A 19,316-nucleotide genomic window follows, 5' to 3' on the forward strand; every position below is an offset into this window, starting at 1 on the left:
TGGAACTCCCGACGGCGGCGGGCAGCGCTAGTTGGCGGCGTCGCCGCCGTGCCTGGCCTGCAGGCGGCCATCCACCACGTCATAGCCGAGTTCCGTCAGCGCGTTGCGGTCGGCGCGGCTCAAAGCACCGGCGTCGAAATCCGCCAAGAGGTCAGGCCGGCGCTCTGCGGTGCGGCGGAACTGCTCGTGGCGCCGCCACTGGGCAATTTTTCCGTGGTTGCCGCTGAGCAGGATTTCCGGAACATCGTGGTTCCGCCACGACGAGGGCTTGGTGTAGACGGGATACTCCAGGAGGCCGTCGGAGTGCGACTCCTCGATCAGGGATTCCGGGTTGCCGACCACTCCGGGGAGCAGGCGACCGATTGCCTCAACCATGGCAAGGACAGCTACCTCGCCACCATTGAGAACGTAGTCACCGAGGCTGACGGGGCGCACCGTGAAGTGGTCCCGGGCCCAGTCCATGACGCGTTCGTCGATGCCTTCGTATCGGCCGCAGGCGAAGACCAGCTGCTCTTCTTCAGCGAGTTCGTAGGCCAGCGCCTGGTTGAAGCGTTGTCCTGCCGGTGACGGAACGATCAATACGGGCTTGGCACCTTCGTGCGCAGGCGCCAGCGACTCAAGGGCCTGGGCCCAGGGTTCAGGCTTCATGACCATCCCGGCACCCCCGCCGTACGGGGTATCGTCCACCGTCCGGTGCTTGTCGGTGGTGAAGCTGCGGAGATCGTGGACGTTGAGCTCCAGCAATCCGTCCTGCCGGGCCTTGCCTATCAGGGAGAGCTCAAGGGGGGCCAGGTACTCGGGGAAAATACTGACGACATCAATCCTCATTCAGGCGTCATCCCCCGCAGCATCCTTTGCGTCGTCAGAGGAGTCGTCATTGAGCTCAAAGAGTCCCGCAGGCGGGGTGATGAGGACGTATCCGTCCTCGATGTTGACCTCGGGAACGATTTCATCCACGAAGGGAACAAGGATTTCCTTTCCCTCGTCCGTGGTGATTGTCAGCAGGTCCTGGACAGGCAACGTCGTCAGCGCTGCCACCTTGCCCACGACCTGGGATCCAACTCGCGCTTCCAGCCCAACGAGTTCGTGTTCGTACCAACCCTCGTCGTCGTCTTCGTCGTCGAGTTCCTCGGTTTCGATGTACAGCTTGGCGCCGCGGATGGCCTCGGCGGCATTTCGGTCCGCGATCTCCTCGAATCCGAGCAGCAGGATGTCCTTGTTCCACCTGGCACTGCGGACGGTCAGGGGTCCGGCGGACGCCGGCTCCACGACGAACTCGGTTCCGGCGACGAAGCGCTCTGCGGGTGCGTCAGTGAGTACCTGCACCGTTACCTCGCCGCGAATGCCATGGGGTTTACCGATCCGGGCCACCTGGAGCTGCATGGGTTCCTCTGAATTCCTGTTGTTCCGCGCCGCCGGGCAGCCACGGTGTGAAGTGTTGGACAAAGCAATCCGGCCCCTCCACCATATTCGGTGAAGGGGCCGGATCTAAGACAAGCAGTGCTGAGCGCGTTACCGGCGGCGGTCGGTGTCGACGACGTCGACCCTGACCTGCTCGCCACCAGCCAAGGCGGCAACCACAGTGCGCAGTGCGCGTGCGGTCCGTCCTTGACGGCCGATCACCCGTCCGAGGTCCTCCTGGTGAACGCGCACCTCAAGGGATTCCCCGCGGCGGTTGTTCTTGGCACTGACCTTGACATCCTCAGGGCTGTCAACGATCCCACGAACCAAGTGCTCGAGCGCTTCTGCCAGCAACTTACTCAGCCTCGGTGGTCTCTGCTTCAGCCTCGGCCGGAGCCTCGGCAGCGTCGTCCTTCTTGGCCTTCTTGGTGATGGCTTCCGGGATGATGACGGAACCCTTCTCCGGTGCTACGAAAGCTTCCTTGGGAGCTTTCGTCTTCAGGGTGCCTTCCTGGCCCGGGAGGCCCTTGAACTTCTGCCAGTCACCGGTGATCTTGAGGATCGCAGCAACCTGCTCAGTCGGCTGGGCGCCAACGGAAAGCCAGTACTGGGCGCGCTCGGAAGCGACCTCGATGTACGACGGCTCTTCGGTGGGGTGGTACTTGCCGATTTCTTCAATGGCACGGCCATCGCGCTTGGCGCGGGCATCCATGACGACAATGCGGTAGTACGGTGCGCGCATCTTACCGAAGCGCTTAAGGCGAATCTTTACGGCCACTTTTGTGGTCACTCCTGTTTCTGAAACGGGGTTGAACCCGACGTTTTGCACCCGTGGGGCGGGCCATACTAGACGGTTCGAAGGACAAGATACGAGCACGGAGAGAGGGGCCGCACCGATCGAGTACCTGTCTATTGTGCCAGATGCCCGGGTAGATTACGACTCAAGCCCTCCGGGTCGGTGAGTTCTTGGTCACACCAAGGCCCGGTCAGTGCCCGGACCCAGCCGGAGAGGTGGCTATTCGGACCAGACGTAAAGCCCGGCGCGCTCCGTTTTTTCCACGTCCGTGGCCAGAGCGGCAAGTTGCTGAACGTACTGCCGGGACTGGGCGGCGTCGAACGGCATGTCTTCTTGTTCCGCCCAGGCGGAAGCAACGTCATCCAGGACATTGGCTTCACCTTCGCTCTCATACGTGAGCAATTCGGCCAAGGCCCTCACCATCGCTTCGGGAACGCCAAGCAGCGCGTCACTGGTGACGTCCACCAGCGCGAGTTCGTAGTCAGCGCCTGCGGCATGGACGGCCTGGCCGGCGAGGTCGCCCAGTTGTTCCACCTCGAAGTCCGTTATGCCGTTGATGCGGACTGCAGGGCCTGCGGCATCGGCACCTTTACCCAGGGCTGCCGCCCGCTTGAGTGCTTCATCGTGGGTGGCTACAAAAATTTCGGCAAAGCCCATGGAGAGTACTCTCAATCCTTCGTGCTGACGGGACGACCGGCGCAGGCCCGCCAGGGTCCCGAACCGTCACTGCCCAGCCTAGTGCAGCATGGGGCACCGACGGGCACTCCGGCGGGATGCTGCCTAGCGAACAGCCACCCGCAGCTTGTTCCGCCATGGATCTTCGAACTGCAGTTCAGCGCCGGTGTGATGGTTCTGCACCCCGGCAACGCGCAAACGGTCCGCCAAGGCCCCGACATCCTCGCTGGATGGAACCTCGATCAACACTTCCCCCAGCCCAAGAGTGTCCTTGCGGGGGCCGGCACCCCGGCTGTTCCAGACATTCATGGCCATGTGGTGGTGATAGCCGCCGGCAGATACGAACAGTGCTTGGCCGTGCCAGCCCGCGGTCCGCTCGAAGCCCAGGGTCCCGACGTAGAAGTCCTGGGCGGTGGCGACGTCACCTACCTGAAGGTGGACGTGCCCGACACCGGCCGCTGCCTGATGCTGGCCAGTGACGGCTTCTTCGCTCAGGTGCTGCTGAAGGAAACGTTGCGGCGGGAGGGCCACGTTGTCCATGACGACGTTCTTGCCGTCCCACTGCCAGGTTTCACGGGGCTTGTCGTAGTAAAGCTCGATACCGTTGCCTTCCGGGTCGGTGAAGTAGAACGCTTCGCTGACCAGGTGGTCTGCGCTGCCCACGAACGCCCGGGGTTCGTATCCGGCAGCGGTGGCGATGGTGGCCGCCAGTGAGGGCTGATCCTGGAACAGCATGGCGGTGTGGAACAACCCGGCTTCACCCCGCCCCGGAATCTGGAGCCCCGAAGCCGGCGCCAGGTGAACCACGGGCTTGCCTGCCCGGCCCAGGTAGAGGCCGCCGTCCTGTTCGGCCACGACCACAAGGCCCAAAGCACGCTGGTAGTAGTCACTCATGACTTTCATGTCGCCGACCTTGAGCATGACAGTGCCCATGGCGAGGTCGGCAGGAAGAAGGTCCTGTGCGGATGATGTGGACATGTGAAGCTCCCGGTGTTGAAGTGTCCGCCTTTCGGCAGGTTCTACTTCTCTAAATTACTTGAAGCTTCAATTTATTCCCAACCATTTGACGCTCATCCCATGAGTTCACCGCGAAGGACCACGTGCTTGAGCCCGGATACCGTCCGTAGGTCGTGCCGGGGATCGTCATGGCAGAGAACGACGTCGGCACTGGCGCCTTCGCTGATGGCGTCGGCTCCCAGCCACTTGCGGGCGCCCCACGCAGCGGCATCCAGGACCGCGGCGGGCGGCAGGCCGGCGTCGTGCAGTTCATGCATTTCGTCCGCGATGCGGCCGTGCTTGATCACGCTGCCCGCATCCGTTCCCGCGTAGATCGCCACCCCGGCCTCGAAAGCCTCAAGGACCCGCTCACGCCGGCGCTCCCACAACCGCGTCATGTGGTCCGCGTACCCGGGGAACTTTGGCGCCGCCTGGGCGGCGATCTCCGGAAAGGTCGCAATGTTCACCAACGTGGGAACGATCGGCACTGACTGCTCCACCAGCCGTGGGATGTGCCGGGGCAGAAGGCCAGTGGCATGTTCGATGCAGTCGATGTTGGCATCCAGCATGTCGTCGATTGTGTCCTCGGCAAAGCAGTGCGCCGTGACCCTGGCACCTTCCTCGTGGGCGGCAGCTATGGCGTCCCTGACCAGCTTTGCCGGAAAAGAGGGCGCCAAGTCGCCAATGCCACGGTCGATCCAGTCGCCCACGAGCTTCACCCAACCGTCGCCGTCGCGGGCCTCCTTACGGACGGTCTCCACCAGCTGTTCCGGTTCAATCTCATGGCCCAATCCGCGCAGGTACCGACGGCTTCGGGCGATGTGGCGGCCGGACCTGATAAGGCGGGGCAAGTCCGTACGCTGCTGCACCCAACGTGTGTCGCTGGGAGATCCGCAGTCGCGGATCAGCAGGGTTCCCGAAGCGAGGTCGGCCTGGGCCTGCGCGAGGGTGGTGGCGTCGTCCACGGCCCCACCGGCGCCCAATCCGATATGGCAGTGGGCATCCACGAAACCCGGCAGGACCCAACCGTCCAGTACCTTGTCGGGAGGGGACGACGGCTTTTCAAACGTCAGCGCTCCCCCAACAGACCACATTCCTTGGCGCACGTCATCTGCCGCCACGAGCACGGGTCCGCTGAATTCAATGATGTTGGCCATGGCAAAAGCCTAATCCGCAGCGGGGCGGCAGGCTTCGGCGGACTGATGTGACTGGGCGCCCCCTGCCAGCTGTGGTAGCTTCGTCTACGACCACACGGGGGCCCTTGCAGGGGCTGAGATCGGGCTGAGGCAGCCTGCGACCGTTGAACCTGTCCGGGTAATGCCGGCGAAGGAAGTGAGTAATCCTTTGAGCACCACCAAAACACAGCACAGCCCTGCCCAAAACGAGTCCAGCCCTGCCCAAAACGAGCCTGTTACGCAGTCCCTGAGGTCCCATTCGCTGGCATGGCTTGAAGACCATGACGCCGGAATCCGCGTCCCCGTCACGGAAATCGCGCTGGAGCCCTCCCCCAATGGCCAAGCCAACGCACCACTGCAGGTGTACCGGACGGCAGGCCCGGGCAGCGATCCCGTCGTGGGCTTGGAACCGTTCCGGGCCGCATGGATCGAGTCCCGCGGCGACACTGAGGCCTATTCCGGCCGCGAACGGAACCTGCTCGACGACGGCAAGTCGGCTGTTCGCCGCGGGGCCGCCTCAGCCGAGTGGAAGGGCGCGCAACCGGTGCCACGCCGCGCCGTCGAGGGTAAGACCGTCACCCAGATGCACTACGCACGGCAAGGCCTGGTGACGCCTGAGATGCGCTTCGTGGCGCTGCGCGAGAATTGCGATGTCGAACTGGTCCGCAGCGAAGTCGCCGCCGGCCGCGCGATCATTCCCAACAACATCAACCACCCCGAATCCGAGCCCATGATTATCGGCAAGGCCTTCCTGGTGAAGATCAACGCCAACATCGGCAATTCGGCCGTCACCAGTTCAATTGCCGAAGAAGTGGACAAGCTTCAGTGGGCTACGCAGTGGGGCGCGGACACCGTCATGGACCTGTCAACCGGCGACGACATCCACACCACCCGCGAGTGGCTGATCCGCAACTCCCCTGTTCCGATCGGCACCGTTCCCATCTACCAGGCGCTGGAAAAGGTCAATGGAGAAGCCAACAAGCTCACGTGGGAAATCTTCCGTGACACAGTGATCGAACAGTGCGAGCAAGGCGTGGACTACATGACGATCCATGCCGGTGTACTGCTCAGGTACGTACCGCTGACCGCCAACCGCGTGACAGGCATAGTTTCCCGTGGCGGGTCCATCATGGCGGGGTGGTGCCTGGCCCACCACCAGGAGAACTTCCTGTACACGCACTTCGACGAGTTGTGCGAAATTTTTGCCAAGTACGACGTCGCGTTTTCCCTCGGCGACGGCCTGCGTCCCGGCGCTACCGCTGACGCCAACGACGCCGCACAATTCGCGGAACTGGACACCCTGGCCGAACTCACACAGCGCGCCTGGGAATTCGACGTGCAGGTGATGGTGGAAGGTCCCGGGCATATCCCGTTCCACCTGGTCCGCGAAAATGTGGAACGGCAGCAGGAACTCTGCAAAGGGGCACCGTTCTACACCCTGGGTCCGCTGGTCACCGACGTCGCCCCCGGCTACGACCACATCACCTCAGCCATCGGTGCCACGGAGATCGCCCGCTACGGCACGGCCATGCTCTGCTACGTCACGCCCAAGGAACACCTGGGCCTACCCAACAAAGACGATGTCAAAACAGGGGTGATCACGTATAAGATCGCGGCGCACGCGGCGGACCTTGCCAAGGGGCACCCCGGCGCACATGAGCGCGACGACGCACTTTCCAAGGCGCGCTTCGAATTCCGGTGGAGGGACCAGTTTGCCCTGTCCCTCGATCCTGTGACGGCCGAGTCGTTCCACGATGAAACGCTGCCGGCGGAACCCGCCAAAACGGCGCACTTCTGCTCAATGTGCGGGCCCAAGTTCTGTTCGATGCGCATCAGCCAGGACATCCGCGACGAATACGGTTCAGCAGAATCCCAAGCGGCGATCGCAGGAATGTACAGCGGGATGCGGGAAAAAAGTGCGGAGTTCCTCGCCTCCGGTGGAAAGGTCTATCTGCCGGAGCTCCAGGTGGCCTCCGCACGGACGCCGGAGCCGATCGATGGGACCACGCAGTCAGGAAGCCTGAACTGACCTGGCCCGTCGCACCTCTGCGACGAACGAACGGATGATGTGATCGCCGTCGGGTGAGTCCTGGGGCCGGTGCCCGCCTGCTGCCACACGGCGGAGGGCACCGGTCTCCTGGAGGTACGCGGCGATTTCCTCGTACAGCGGCTCCCAACCACCCGTAAGAACCAGGGTGGGAACACCAGGAACAATGTGCAGTGGAGCTTCCCACGGCGGAGCTTGGAGCCGGAGCCTGCGGGCAGAACGCCGGGCCTCGGGAGAGTCGAGCCCTCCCGTTTCGGCGGAAAACGCGCGGAGGAAATACTCACGCTGGTAATCGGCGTCGTTGAGCTGGCCCCGCACCTCAAACAGCGGTTCCATCAGCGCCCGATATGAAGCGGTAGCGGGAAGCTCAGCAGTCAGGGACAAACAGGCGGGCTCCACCAAGGAAAGCGAATGCACAAGATCAGGGCGCTCAACGGCCGCTAACATGGCGGAGATCGCGCCTTGCTCGTGCGCTACGACGTGGCCGCCCCCTGAATCAGCCAAGGCACCAATCACGATGGCGACGTCGGCAGCGACGTTGGATTCCGCCGGTTCCGCGACCGGATCAAAACCGTGCCTCCGGAGAAAAAGTGCATCATAGCCAAGCGCCATGCCGTGCTGCTTCGGCCAGGCCGCAGCACCAAAACTGCCCAGGCCGTGAAGGAAGACTACGCGCTGCTTATGCATTGGTTCAGCCTATTCGACGGCTCTGACATCCCGGCTCCGACGCGGGGCCGGGATGTCGGCACGGTTATTTACCGAGGAACTTGTCGAAACCCTTGGGAAGGTTGAGCGAGGACGGGTCGAAGTCCGCTGCGCCCTGGCCGAAGGCCGCGCCTGTGGGAGCCGCCGAGGCCGCATTGGCCCGCTTGGCCTCTGCGTCACGCAGCTCCTGGGCAGCCTTGGCCGGGTTGCCCGACCGTGCCTTCTTCTTGGGCGCGTTCTTCCCGTTCTTTCGTCCTCCACCGGGACCACCGAGGCCGGGCATTCCGGGCATGCCCGGCATGCCGCCGCCCTGGGCCAGCTTCTTCATCATCTTCTGGGCCTGGGCGAAACGCTCCAGCAGACCGTTGACCTCGGAAACATGGACACCTGAACCCTTGGCGATACGGGCGCGGCGTGAGCCGTTGATGATCTTGGGAGCCACACGCTCGTGCGGGGTCATGGAACGGACGATCGCTTCGACGCGGTCGATCTCTTTTTCGTCGAAGTTCTCAAGCTGCTGGCGGATGTTCTGCGCACCCGGCATCATCATGAGCATCTTCTTCATGGAGCCCATGTTGCGGATCTGCTGCATCTGGGCCAGGAAGTCGTCAAGGGTGAAGTCTTCCTGGTCGGCGAATTTCTTCGCCATCCGGGCTGCTTCGTCCTTGTCCCACGCCTTCTCAGCCTGTTCGATCAGGGTAAGTACGTCACCCATGTCCAGGATGCGGGAAGCCATCCGGTCCGGGTGGAAGAGTTCGAAATCGTCAAGGCCTTCGCCCGTTGACGCGAACATGACCGGCTTACCGGTGACCGACGCAACGGAAAGTGCGGCACCACCGCGGGCGTCGCCGTCGAGCTTCGAAAGCACGATGCCGGTGAAGTTGACGCCTTCATCGAACGCCATCGCCGTGTTGACGGCGTCCTGGCCGATCATGGAGTCGATGACAAAAAGGACTTCGTTGGGAATGATCGCCTGGCGGATGCGACGGGCCTGGTCCATCATCTCGGCGTCCACGCCGAGGCGGCCGGCGGTGTCCACGATCACGACGTCGTGAAGCTTCTGGCGGGCTTCCTCGACGCCGGCCTTGGCTACCGCAACCGGGTCACCGGCGGGGTGCTCAAGTTCGGAGGTGGCACCCGGGTGCGGGGCGAACACCGGGACACCGGCGCGCTGGCCAACTACCTGGAGCTGGGTCACTGCGTTGGGGCGCTGAAGGTCGCACGCCACCAGCATGGGGCTGTGGCCCTGGGCCTTGAGCCACTTGGAAAGCTTGCCTGCGAGGGTGGTCTTACCGGCACCCTGAAGGCCGGCCAGCATGATGATGGTGGGGCCGGTTTTGGCCAGGCGTATGCGGCGGGTCTCGCCGCCGAGGATCTCTTTGAGTTCCTCATTGACGATCTTGACGATCTGCTGGCTCGGGTTCAGCGCTCCCGAAACCTCGGCACCCAGGGCGCGTTCACGGATGCGGCCTGTGAACTCGCGGACCACGGACACTGCGACGTCCGCGTCCAGGAGGGCACGGCGGATCTCCCGGACGGTGGCATCGACGTCAGCCTCGGTGAGGCGGCCCTTGCCACGGAGGTTCTTGAAGGTTGCTGTCAACCGGTCAGAGAGTGAATTGAACACGCGCCGCGCACTTCTTTCGATGGTCTACGAATGGTGGCCGGTCCGGCGTTAACCACGGGACTCGACTATCTAGGGTACCAAGTCACGCTGGCAAGGTGGCATGCTGGCACAGTGACCAGTAAAACAACTGTAAAAACGTTGCTCATCCTCGGCGCGTCCGGGGACCTGACAGGCAGGCTGCTCCTGCCCGGACTAGCCGGACTCCTGGCTGCCGGCCGTGCCCCCGGACTGAGGCTGGTGGGCGCCGGTTCGGACCCGTGGTCACCGGATCAATGGCAGGAACGGGTCAAGGGCGCCTTCGAGGCGGCGTCGGAGTCCGCCGATACTGCCGGACGCGCGGCTTTGGCCGCAGTTGCCGAAAGTACCGAATACCACCAGGTGGATGTGACAGCGGATGGCCCCTTGGCCGAACTGCTGGCGCAGCTGGAGGGGCCGGTCGCCGTGTACTTTGCACTGCCTCCGCACGTCAGCCAGAAGGCCTGCGAAATACTGCGGCGTGAGCAGGTGCCGGACGGCACGCGCCTGGTGATGGAGAAGCCCTTCGGCTCGGGCACTGAATCAGCGCGTGAACTGAACAAGACCCTGGCGGCCCTGGTGCCCGAGGACCACATCCACCGCGTGGACCACTTCCTGGGCAAGGCGACAGTCCTGAATATCCTGGGCCTACGCTTCGCCAACAGATTCCTGGAACCCGTCTGGAACCGTGAGCACGTCGAAAAGGTGGAAATCGTCTTCGACGAAGACCTGGCCCTCGAAGGACGGGCGCGTTACTACGACGCTGCCGGCGCCCTGCGTGACATGATCCAAAGCCATCTCCTGCACATCATGGCTTTCCTGGCCATCGATGCCCCGGCCACCATCGAAGAACGCGATCTCCGTGACGCTGTGGCTACCGTGCTGCGCGCCAGCAGCGTCAAAGCCCCCTTCGATGCCTCCACACGGCGGGCCAGGTACACCGCCGGAACCCTCGGCGAACGTACAGTCCCCGACTACGCCGCTGAACAAGGCGTGGATCCCGGGCGCAACACCGAAACCCTGGCCGAAGTCCAGGTGGACATTGATAACTGGCGGTGGAAGGGTGTCCCGTTCATCCTCCGGTCCGGAAAAGCCATGGGAGAACGCCGGAAGGAGGCTGTCATCACCTTCCGGCCGGTTCCCCAGCTGCCGGTGGGCTTTACGGGCGTGGACTCCCCCAACCAACTACGGATTGGTTTCGGGCCGGACACCTTGGAGCTCCATGTCGATGTCAATGGGCCCGGAAACATCTTCACGCTGGACCGCGCGACCCTCATGGCAGAACTGAGCGCAGCGGGAATGCTGCCCTACGGTGAAGTCCTGGAAGGAATCCTCACCGGCGATCCCCTGCTGTCCGTCCGCGGCGACACCGCCGAAGACTGCTGGCGGATCATCGAGCCGGTCCTTCGGGCCTGGGCGGACGGCGAGGTGCCGCTGGAAGAATACGACGCCGGGAGCGAGGGTCCGGCGGGCTGGCCCACCGCCGTCGACAACTAGGTCAGCGCAGCGCAAAGCGGGCCGGATACCTTGAGGGGTACCCGGCCCGCTTTGCCATCACCTGGACGGTGCTGCTGTCCTGGCTACTGTGTTGCTGTCCTAGATTGCGGCTGCGCCACGTTCGCCGGTCCGGACCCGGACCGCTTCATAAACGTCCACGGTCCATACCTTGCCGTCACCTGCGCGTCCGGTATTCGAGCTGGCAATGAGGACATCCAGGATGTCGTCCGCCTGCTCGTCGGTGGCGAGAACCTCGATCCGGATCTTGGGCAGCAAATCCACGTTGTACTCAGCTCCGCGGTATACCTCGGTATAGCCGCGCTGCCGGCCATAACCACTGGCCGCGCTGACCGTCAGGCCCTGGACTCCGTAGGCTTCGAGGCCTTCACGGACCGCTTCAAGCTTTTCGGGACGAACGATCGCTGTGATGAGCTTCATGCCTGGACACTCTCCTTGCCCTCTGCGGGTGCCTTGGTTGCGGTGGTTTCCGACTTGCCGGTCATGGCCTCGTGCAGCGGCTGGAAGCTGCCGCCGTGGCCGTTGATGCCGAACTCGTAAGCGGTCTCAGCGTGGAGGCTGAGGTCAACGCCCACGTTCTCCTGTTCCGTGGAAACCCGGAAGCCCATGGTCTTGTGGATGGCGAAGGCGATGATGGCCGTCATGACAGCCGAGAACGCGATGGCAATGCCGGCCGCAGCAAGCTGTGCCCACATCTGGGTCCATCCTCCGCCGTAGAAGAGGCCGCCTCCAACTCCGTCCACGGACTTGGCGATGAAGCCAAGGGCCACGGTGCCGATGATTCCGGAGACGAGGTGGACTCCCACGACGTCCAAAGAGTCATCGAAGCCCCAGCGGAACTTCAGGCCGACAGCAAGGGCAGAGGCCACACCGGCAACCACACCGAGCGCCAGGGCGCCGATGGGATCAACGTTTGCGCAGGCAGGGGTGATGGCTACCAAACCGGCGACTACACCGGACGCTGCGCCGAGCGATGTCGGGTGGCCGTCGCGGATACGTTCCGTGATGAGCCAGCCGATCATGGCTGCCGCGGGTGCTGCCAGGGTGTTGATCCAGATCAGGCCCGCCTGTTCCGCAGTGGTAGCTGCGCCGCCATTGAAGCCGAACCAGCCAAACCACAGAACTGCAGCACCGAGCATGACGAACGGGATGTTGTGGGGACGGTGGTTGGGGTCCTTGCCGAAACCGCGGCGGTTGCCAATGATGAGGACCAGGACGAGAGCTGCAACACCGGCGTTGATGTGAACCACGGTGCCGCCGGCGAAGTCGATGGCCGGGCCGAGGGCCTTGCCGATTGCGCCTTCGGGGCCGAACAAGCCTCCACCCCAGACCATGTAGGCCAGTGGGCAGTAGACCAGGGTGACCCAGACCGGAACGAAGATACTCCAGGCACCAAACTTGGCACGGTCTGCGATCGCACCGCTGATGAGGGCGACGGTGATGATGGCGAACGTAGCTGCGTAGCCAATCTTGATCATCGCGTCCGGGGTGGTTTCAACTCCGATAAGACCGAACGAAGCGAACGGGTTGCCCACGATCTCCAGGAAACCTTCCCCGGAGCTCATCGATGCGCCCCACATCACCCAGACGACCCCGACGATGCCGATGGAGATGAAGCTCATCATCATCATGTTCAGGGCTGCTTTGGCGCGTGTCATGCCGCCGTAGAAAAATGCCAGACCAGGTGTCATGAACAGCACAAGCGCCGCCGCCACCATGACCCATACGTGACCTGCGGTAAGTTCCATGGTGCACGTTCCTCTCTTGCTAGATCTGCGGTTCAACCGCTGTCCTGACGCCTTTTGCGTCCTGCTTAAGAGTTTTGTGCCGCCGTGTTTCACCTGCGCTGGATTTATATTGCGGGCCGGTTACAACAACCTCCCCAACGTAAATGGTGCATATCTCCGATGTTACGGATATGTTTCAGGCGTCAGACTTCACAGGAATTGCCCAGCTCAACCCCGTCGCAGCGCAGAAGTGCCAAAAACCCACCAGAAGGACCAGCCCCGAATGACCCAGTCGTCCCGATCCACCAAAGTTCCAAGGATCCGGCAGGAAAAGGCGCCCTTGCCACGGGACATCAAGGTGATGTTGGCTGCCGCGTTCCTGATCGCCTTGGGATTCGGGCTGGTCGCTCCCGTTCTGCCGCAATTCGCCACGACCTTCGACGTCGGTGCCACCGCGGCTGCCGTGATCGTGAGCATCTTCGCTTTCATGCGGCTGGTCTTCGCACCGGCGGGCGGGGCATTGATCGGACGGTTCGGGGAACGGAACGTGTACGTCTCCGGCCTTTTGATCGTTGCCGTATCCACCGCAGCCTGCGCGTTTGCCCAGGACTACTGGCAGCTGCTGATCTTCCGCGGACTCGGCGGGGCCGGCTCGGTGATGTTTACCGTTGCGGCCATGGGACTGCTCATCCGGCTCGCACCGCCGGAACGGCGTGGCAGGGTATCAGGCGCCTATGCTTCGGCGTTCCTGATTGGCAGCGTCCTGGGGCCGGTGGTGGGTGGCTTGCTGGCAGGTTTCGGGCTGAGGGTTCCCTTCCTGGCCTATGCCGGAGCGCTCCTTGTTGCTGCCCTGGTAGTCCGGACAATGCTCCGAGGTGACGGCAATGCCGCCCAGGAGGCGGGACCGGCACCCGCAATGGCTTTGAAAGAGGCGCTGTCCGACTCCGCCTACCGCGCCGCGGTTTTTTCCAGCTTCGGCAACGGCTGGGTGACGTTCGGCGTCCGCATGGCTACCATCCCGCTCTTTGCTGTGGCCGTCCTGGATTCACGTCCGGAAACCGCGGCGTGGGCACTGGCCGTGTTCGCCGTCGGAAATGCCCTTGCCCTGACGTTCTCCGGCCGCCTGGCAGATGCCTGGGGACGAAAACGCCTGCTGATCCCTGGCCTGGTCATCACTGGACTGGCCACAGGGCTCATCGGCCTGACCACGGATCTGGCTGCTTTCTTCATCGCCTCCGCCATAGCAGGCTTCGGCTCCGGATTGCTGGGGCCGGCGCAGCAGGCCGCCGTCGCCGATGTCATTGGAAGGGGACGCTCGGGCGGCAAGGTGCTTGCCGTCTTCCAGATGGCTGCCGATACTGGCGCAATCATCGGCCCGGTGGTTGCCGGCCTGATCGCCGACCGCTTGGGCTATGGCTGGGCGTTCGGCCTGACGGGTGCGGTGCTGTTGGTCACCGCGGCAGCGTGGCTGCCTGCAAGGGAACCCCTTAAACCCAGGAACTGACCGGCGGCCGAGGTTGCCCGGTTTCGGGTCAACCACTGCTGCCGGCCAGTCCAGTGGGAGTTCTGTTTGGCCGGAGCTCTTCAGCTGTTCCGCTGTTTAGTTGAGCAGTGCGTCAACGAAACTTTCCGCTTCGAAGGGTGCAAGGTCGTCCGGGCCTTCACCCAGGCCGATCAGCTTCACCGGAACGCCGAGGGACTTCTGGATGGCGACAACGATGCCGCCCTTGGCCGTGCCGTCGAGCTTGGTCAGCACGATGCCGGTGATGTTGACCACTTCAGCAAAAACCCGTGCCTGGTTGAGTCCGTTCTGGCCGGTGGTGGCGTCCAGTACCAGCAGGACCTCGTCCACCTCCGCCAGCTTCTCGATGACCCGCTTCACCTTGCCCAGCTCATCCATGAGGCCGGTCTTGTTTTGCAGGCGTCCTGCCGTGTCCACCATGACCACATCGACCTCCTGGTCGATGCCTGCCTTCACGGCCTCGTAGGCAACCGAGGCGGGGTCCGCGCCGTCGATGTCGGACTTGACCGTGGGCACACCCACGCGCTGTCCCCACGTGGCCAGCTGCTCAGCCGCGGCGGCACGGAAGGTGTCAGCAGCACCAAGCAGCACGTCCTTGTCTTCGGCCACCAGGACACGCGCCAGCTTGCCCACGGTGGTGGTCTTGCCGACGCCGTTCACACCGACAACAAGCACGACGGCGGGACGGTCGCCTTTGCGTTCGACGTTCAGTGAACGGTCCATCCCGGGATCAACCAGCTTGATGAGCTCTTCCCTGAGCATCGCCTTGACGTCTTCGGGGCTGCGGGTGCCCAGGACTTTGACACGCTCACGCAATGCATCAACCAACTGCATGGTGGGCTCGGTGCCGAGATCGGCCAGGAGAAGGGTTTCCTCCACCTCATCCCAGACGTTCTCGTCGATCTTGTCGCCGGACAGCAAGGCCAGCAGGCCCTTGCCGAGGATGTTGTTGGACTTGACCAGGCGGGCGCGCAGGCGGGTCAGGCGCCCTTCGACCGGCGCCGGGGTGTCGATGGCGATGGTTTCGAGCCCTGCGGCGTCGTCCGGAACATCCGTGCCTTCGACTGTTCCGTCAAAGGTCGGGGCCGGTGCCTTAGCCGCATCCGGGCGGTCCTCCACAAGGGTTCCGCCGCCTGCTGCCGACGACTGCAAAGGATCGTTCGCATCTCGCGTTCCGGGGTATTTTGCGCCCGATTTGCGGGCCTTCATCAATACCGGCACGAGTCCGCCGACCACTACGAGCGCAGCGAGAATGGACAGAATTATGGGTAGGAAATCGTTCACTCCCCTACCTTCTCATAAAGCTAAGCCCCGGCACCGAGCCTCTGGCTGATGACGGTTGACACGCCATCACCGCGCATCGTCACACCGTAGAGGGCATCGGCCACTTCCATGGTGCGCTTTTGGTGGGTGATCACGATGAGCTGGCTGGACTCCCGCAATTCTTCAAAGATGGTGATGAGCCGGCCCAGGTTGGTGTCATCCAGCGCCGCTTCGACTTCGTCCATGACATAGAACGGTGAAGGCCTCGCCTTGAAGATGGCAACCAGCAGTGCGACAGCAGTCAGGGAGCGCTCACCACCTGAAAGCAGTGAAAGCCTCTTGATCTTCTTCCCGGCGGGACGGGCCTCTACCTCGATGCCCGTGGTCAACATGTCATCCGGATCAGTAAGAACCAGCTTTCCCTCGCCACCGGGGAAGAGCCTGGCAAAGACGTGGTCGAACTGGGCTGAGGTGTCCGCGAAAGCTTCCGTGAAGACCTGCTGGACGCGTTTGTCCACCTCTTTGATGATGTCCAGCAGGTCTTTCCGGCTGGACTTGAGATCTTCCAACTGCGAGCTCAGGAACTGGTGCCGCTCTTCCAGGGCTGCAAACTCCTCGAGCGCCAGCGGGTTCACTTTGCCCAGGGCTGCCAGCTCGCGCTCGGCCTTCTTCAGCCGCTTCTCCTGCTCCGCCCGGACAAAGGGAACACCTTCCACCACAGGTTCGCCGTTTTCGTCGACGGGGGCCCGCAGTTCGGCCCATTTGTCCGTGGTGGATCCGGCGGGAAGCGGAACCGGCCGGTCCGGGCCGTAGTCGGCAATGAGCTGCTCAGCGGAAAGTCCCAGTTCCTCGATTGCCCGGCTTTCCAAGGCCTCGATCCGCAGCCGCTGTTGTGTCCGTGCCATCTCATCCCGATGCACCGAATCGGTCAGTTCGGCAAGCTCGCGTGCCAGGGCCTCGTTGCCCGAGCGGACGTCCGAAAGCTCTTTTTCAAGGAGTTCGCGTTTCTGCTCGGCCTGGTCCCGTTCATCGGCAGCCACCTCCACCGAGACGTCCACGTAGCGCAGAGTCTGTTCGACCGCCGAAACAACAGCGGCAGCACGCTGGGCCTGTGCCCTGCGACGCTGGGCCCGTCGTGCAGCCTCCTCACGCGCACGGCGTTCGGTGGCTGCAGCCCGCTCCAGGGAGGCAGCCCGGTTGCTGACCGCGCCAAGTTGCTCTTCGGCAGTGCGAAGCGCCAGCCGGGCTTCCGTCTCCAGGGCGCGGGCCGTCCTCGCCTCAGCGGCAAGTTCATCCCGCTGGTCGGTGGAGGGTTCCTCGTCAGGGACTTCCTGGGCGGCAGCAAGGCGCTCGGCAGCAACTTCCAGATCCAGCTGCGCCTCCGCAATATTTGCTTCAGCCTTGGCCATGGAGGCCGCCAGACGATCGCTTTCGCCCACTGCGCTGCGCAGAACAGAATTCAGGTGGCCCAGGCGTTCGGCGACAGCAGCAAGCCGCGCGTCGGACTCATGCAGTCTTTCCAGTGCGGCATCGGCACGGTCCTGCGCTTCGGCGCGGCGGGCCTGGGCCCCGGCGAGGGCGAAACGGCCACGCTCCAGCCGGGCGGTGACCTCATGAAGGCGGGCATCGGCGTCGTCCACTGCGGCCTGGACTTCAAGAAGCGATGGTGCGGTGGCTGAGCCGCCAAGGACGGTCACGGCGGTAAAAACGTCACCGTCGGTGGTGACTGCCTTCACTTCAGGGTAGTCCGCGACCAGCGCCGCCGCCGTGCGGAGGTCATCGACCACGACGGTATTGGCCAGGAGTCCGAGGGCACCGTGGCCCGCCGGGTCGGCTATTTTTACGACGTCGACAGCCCGGCGGCATCCCGCAGGCAGTTCGACGGCGGTCCGGGCGTCGCCTTCTTCGGCGAAACCGCCGGCCAAGAGCAACGCCGCACGACCGGCGTCGTCCTTCTTCAACAGACCCAAGGCCGCAACGGCGGCGTCGGCACCGGCAACCACCAGGGCATCCGAGGCGCTGCCCAGGGCCGCGGCAATGGCGGCCTCGCAGCCGGGCTCGATGCTGATCAAACCCGCCAGCGGACCGAGTACTCCTTCGGTCGTCAGCAGGTGCCCGGAGCCATCTTTGCGGTTGAGTCCGAGCTGAAGCGCATCCCGCCGGGCCGTCAGGGCGTCCCGCTCACGGACTGCCTCCCGCTCGGAAGCCTTGAGTTCCTCAATTTCAGCAAGTACTCCGTCCAGCGCCGCGCTTGCTTCCTCGTATTCGGCATCCAGGCTTTCCTCGCCGTCCTCGACGCCGGCTACTTGCGCTTCAAGGGCGGCGAACTCGCTTTGCGCCTTTCTACGCCGCTCATCTCCGGCCCCCTGCGACTCCCGCAACCTGCCGCGCTCGGCCTCGGCTGCCTCTGCCCGGGACCGTGCGGCAGCAAGCTGGCCGGCGAGACGGGCAAGCCCCTCGCGGCGGTCGGCTGCAGCTCGCAACATGACTGTGAGGCGTTTGTCTTCGGCGGCTGCGAGTGCTTCGGCTGCGTCCTTGGCGACGGTGGCTTCAAGCAGTGCGGCCTGTTTTGCCAGGATGTCGTGTTCCAGGGCTGCTTGTTCCTCGCGGACCCTGGCGGCCTGGCGCTCGAGGTGTTCCGGATCGCGCCCCGATTCGGGTGCGGTTTCGGAGGAGCCCAGCAGGCGCCGCCGTTCAGCGGCCAGCGAACCCAGCGAACGCAGACGCTCCCTGCCGGCGGAGAGCTGGTACCAGGTATCGCGGGCGGCGTTGAGGCGGGGAGTTGCTTCTGCGGCGTGCTGTTCCAGCTCTGCTTGCCGTCGCCGTCCCACGCCCAGCCCGGCTTCGACTACCTGGCGGCGTTCCTTGAGCGCGGCTTCGTCGGCGACGTCCTGTTCCAGGGTGGTTGTCAGTTGTACGAGGTCGTCGGCAAGGAGACGGGCGCGGGCGTCGCGTACGTCGAACTGGACGGTTTGTGCGCGGCGGGCGATTTCGGCCTGTTTCCCCAAGGGGGTCAGTTGTCGACGGATTTCGGCGGTGAGGTCACTGAGCCGTGCCAGGTTGGCCTGCATGGCCTCCAGCTTGCGCACTGTTTTTTCTTTGCGCCGCCGGTGCTTGAGGATGCCCGCGGCTTCTTCGATGAAGCCCCGGCGGTCTTCGGGCGTAGCGTGCAGCACGCGGTCCAGCTGGCCTTGGCCAACGATCACGTGCATTTCCCGGCCGAGACCGGAATCCGAGAGGAGTTCCTGGATGTCCAGCAGCCGGCACGGCGCACCGTTGATGGCGTATTCGGAACCACCGGTGCGAAAGAGGGTGCGGGAAATGGTTACTTCGCTGTACTCGATGGGAAGCGCGTTGTCCGCGTTGTCGATGGTCAACGACACATGGGCCCGGCCAAGTGGCGGGCGGCCCGAGGTTCCGGCGAAGATGACGTCTTCCATTTTTCCGCCGCGCAGTGTTTTTGCGCCCTGCTCGCCCATGACCCAGGCCAGCGCATCCACCACGTTGGATTTGCCGGATCCATTGGGACCGACGACGGCAGTGACGCCGGGCTCGAAGTCGAACGTCGTGGCCGACGCAAACGACTTGAATCCGCGGACGGTCAAACTTTTCAAATGCAAGGCGCTTCGGTTCTCCTGGGTGGCCCGGGTGTTTGTGTCCCCCTAAATCTACTGCCGTTTACGTGAAATCCGCGGATCTGCAGCGGGAAAGCCTTGCGGCAGGGATGCCGCACCCCTACACTCCTGCCAAGGGTTACTTGGTGGATTCGTTCCGGTGATCCGGCCTCGGCTTGAACTTCTGTTCGGCTTTGGCTGGATCCGGTCCCGTAGTAGGAACGCCTGTCCACAAGGC

The 19,316-nt window shown here is 63.8% G+C and carries 16 protein-coding genes and 1 riboswitch; of the genes, 3 read left to right on the plus strand and 13 right to left on the minus strand.

Annotated features, from left to right (window positions below):
* Nucleotides 1–27: 27 nt before the first annotated feature.
* From trmD to AB4Y81_RS18290, 7 genes are all read right to left on the minus strand, one after another.
* On the minus strand, nucleotides 28–828 hold the full coding sequence (trmD, locus tag AB4Y81_RS18260) for a tRNA (guanosine(37)-N1)-methyltransferase TrmD (RefSeq protein ID WP_018776206.1): 801 nt from the start codon (nucleotides 826–828) through the stop codon (nucleotides 28–30).
* Complete coding sequence (gene rimM, locus AB4Y81_RS18265; protein ID WP_018776207.1) at nucleotides 829–1,383, minus strand: ribosome maturation factor RimM; 555 nt, start codon at nucleotides 1,381–1,383, stop codon at nucleotides 829–831.
* 129 nt (nucleotides 1,384–1,512) lie between these two features.
* Complete coding sequence (locus AB4Y81_RS18270; RefSeq protein WP_011775119.1) at nucleotides 1,513–1,755, minus strand: RNA-binding protein; 243 nt, start codon at nucleotides 1,753–1,755, stop codon at nucleotides 1,513–1,515.
* A gap of 1 nt (nucleotide 1,756) precedes the next feature.
* Complete coding sequence (rpsP, locus tag AB4Y81_RS18275) at nucleotides 1,757–2,179, minus strand: 30S ribosomal protein S16 (RefSeq protein WP_018776208.1); 423 nt, start codon at nucleotides 2,177–2,179, stop codon at nucleotides 1,757–1,759.
* Between the two features lie 237 nt (nucleotides 2,180–2,416).
* Nucleotides 2,417–2,854 (minus strand): hypothetical protein, encoded by a 438-nt coding sequence (locus tag AB4Y81_RS18280; protein ID WP_018776209.1) that lies wholly within the window; start codon nucleotides 2,852–2,854, stop codon nucleotides 2,417–2,419.
* Between the two features lie 123 nt (nucleotides 2,855–2,977).
* Nucleotides 2,978–3,850, minus strand: coding sequence for a VOC family protein (locus tag AB4Y81_RS18285; RefSeq protein WP_441996406.1), 873 nt, complete (start codon nucleotides 3,848–3,850; stop codon nucleotides 2,978–2,980).
* Between the two features lie 92 nt (nucleotides 3,851–3,942).
* On the minus strand, nucleotides 3,943–5,025 hold the full coding sequence (locus tag AB4Y81_RS18290; protein ID WP_441996408.1) for an amidohydrolase family protein: 1,083 nt from the start codon (nucleotides 5,023–5,025) through the stop codon (nucleotides 3,943–3,945).
* 84 nt (nucleotides 5,026–5,109) lie between these two features.
* A riboswitch (TPP riboswitch) is annotated at nucleotides 5,110–5,217 on the plus strand.
* On the opposite strand from AB4Y81_RS18290, the gene thiC reads away from it, so the two are divergent.
* A complete protein-coding gene (thiC, locus tag AB4Y81_RS18295) occupies nucleotides 5,213–7,072 on the plus strand; it encodes a phosphomethylpyrimidine synthase ThiC (protein WP_441996410.1) in 1,860 nt (619 codons plus the stop codon). It overlaps the preceding riboswitch by 5 nt.
* Here thiC and AB4Y81_RS18300 read toward each other — a convergent pair.
* Nucleotides 7,055–7,777 (minus strand): alpha/beta fold hydrolase, encoded by a 723-nt coding sequence (locus AB4Y81_RS18300; protein ID WP_416430210.1) that lies wholly within the window; start codon nucleotides 7,775–7,777, stop codon nucleotides 7,055–7,057. The genes thiC and AB4Y81_RS18300 overlap by 18 nt on opposite strands.
* A gap of 64 nt (nucleotides 7,778–7,841) precedes the next feature.
* Nucleotides 7,842–9,422 carry a signal recognition particle protein gene (gene ffh / locus AB4Y81_RS18305; RefSeq protein ID WP_018776214.1) on the minus strand — a complete coding sequence of 527 codons (1,581 nt, stop codon included), beginning with the start codon at nucleotides 9,420–9,422 and terminating at the stop codon, nucleotides 7,842–7,844.
* A 111-nt stretch (nucleotides 9,423–9,533) separates the two neighbouring features.
* Here ffh and AB4Y81_RS18310 point away from each other — a divergent pair, with 111 nt between their 5' ends.
* Nucleotides 9,534–10,934: a glucose-6-phosphate dehydrogenase gene (locus AB4Y81_RS18310; protein WP_039241935.1), complete on the plus strand. Its 1,401-nt coding sequence runs from the start codon at nucleotides 9,534–9,536 to the stop codon at nucleotides 10,932–10,934.
* A 99-nt stretch (nucleotides 10,935–11,033) separates the two neighbouring features.
* Here the strand turns inward: AB4Y81_RS18310 and AB4Y81_RS18315 are convergent, their stop codons facing one another.
* Together AB4Y81_RS18315 and AB4Y81_RS18320 are read right to left on the minus strand one after the other, a co-directional pair.
* A complete protein-coding gene (locus tag AB4Y81_RS18315) occupies nucleotides 11,034–11,372 on the minus strand; it encodes a P-II family nitrogen regulator (protein WP_017199639.1) in 339 nt (112 codons plus the stop codon).
* Nucleotides 11,369–12,700, minus strand: coding sequence for an ammonium transporter (locus AB4Y81_RS18320; RefSeq protein ID WP_018776216.1), 1,332 nt, complete (start codon nucleotides 12,698–12,700; stop codon nucleotides 11,369–11,371). Before AB4Y81_RS18320 ends, AB4Y81_RS18315 begins: the two co-directional genes overlap by 4 nt.
* A 262-nt stretch (nucleotides 12,701–12,962) precedes the next feature.
* Between AB4Y81_RS18320 and AB4Y81_RS18325 the strand changes: the two genes are divergently transcribed.
* Nucleotides 12,963–14,183 (plus strand): MFS transporter, encoded by a 1,221-nt coding sequence (locus tag AB4Y81_RS18325; RefSeq protein ID WP_193590648.1) that lies wholly within the window; start codon nucleotides 12,963–12,965, stop codon nucleotides 14,181–14,183.
* A 96-nt stretch (nucleotides 14,184–14,279) separates the two neighbouring features.
* Here the strand turns inward: AB4Y81_RS18325 and ftsY are convergent, their stop codons facing one another.
* Nucleotides 14,280–15,485 carry a signal recognition particle-docking protein FtsY gene (gene ftsY / locus AB4Y81_RS18330; RefSeq protein ID WP_018776218.1) on the minus strand — a complete coding sequence of 402 codons (1,206 nt, stop codon included), beginning with the start codon at nucleotides 15,483–15,485 and terminating at the stop codon, nucleotides 14,280–14,282.
* Nucleotides 15,486–15,505: 20 nt separating this feature from the next.
* A complete protein-coding gene (gene smc, locus AB4Y81_RS18335) occupies nucleotides 15,506–19,084 on the minus strand; it encodes a chromosome segregation protein SMC (RefSeq protein ID WP_189076815.1) in 3,579 nt (1,192 codons plus the stop codon).
* Between the last annotated feature and the right edge of the window lie 232 nt (nucleotides 19,085–19,316).

The sequence above is a fragment of the Paenarthrobacter sp. TAF1 genome (genome assembly GCF_052113825.1).
Lineage (GTDB): Bacteria > Actinomycetota > Actinomycetes > Actinomycetales > Micrococcaceae > Arthrobacter > Arthrobacter nicotinovorans.